Source organism: Psychrobacter sp. 1U2 (assembly GCF_051847575.1).
Window position 1 is genome coordinate 1 of record NZ_JBPYDC010001072.1, and the last position, 717, is coordinate 717.

The window sequence follows — 717 nt, forward strand, 5'->3', positions numbered from 1 at the left end:
CAATGGTGATACATTCCTTGGTGGTGAAGACTTTGACTCAGCATTGATCGAATACCTAGTCGCTGAATTCAAAAAAGAGCAAGACGTGAACCTAAAAGGTGATTCTCTTGCAATGCAGCGTCTAAAAGAAGCAGCAGAGAAAGCAAAAATTGAGCTATCAAGCGCGCAAAGCACTGAAGTAAACTTACCATACATTACTGCTGATAGCAGTGGTCCTAAGCATTTGGTAGTGACCATCAGTCGCTCAAAACTTGAAAGCCTAACTGAAGAGCTGGTTCAGCGTACCATGGGTCCTTGTAAGATTTCTCTTGAAGATGCCGGTATCAAAATTGGCGATATCGACGATGTAATCTTAGTCGGTGGTCAGACACGTATGCCACTAGTACAGAAAAAAGTACAAGAGTTCTTTGGTCAAGAGCCACGTAAAGATGTTAACCCTGACGAAGCGGTAGCTGCAGGTGCTGCTATTCAAGGTGCCGTATTGTCTGGCGACAAAACTGACGTCCTATTACTTGATGTGACACCATTGACACTTGGTATCGAAACGATGGGCGGTGTGATGACGCCAATCATTGAGAAGAACACGATGATTCCGACTAAGAAATCACAAGTATTCTCAACAGCTGAAGACAATCAGCCAGCAGTAACGATTCAGGTCTATCAAGGTGAGCGTAAAATCGCTAATCAAAACAAACAGCTTGGCCGTTTTGATTTAAC

General features: G+C 43.5%; 1 protein-coding gene. It reads left to right on the forward strand.

Annotated elements, in window-relative coordinates; genetic code table 11:
- A partial coding sequence (locus ACS8FD_RS20450) for an Hsp70 family protein (RefSeq protein WP_439277212.1) occupies positions 1 to 717 on the forward strand: 717 nt, incomplete at both ends.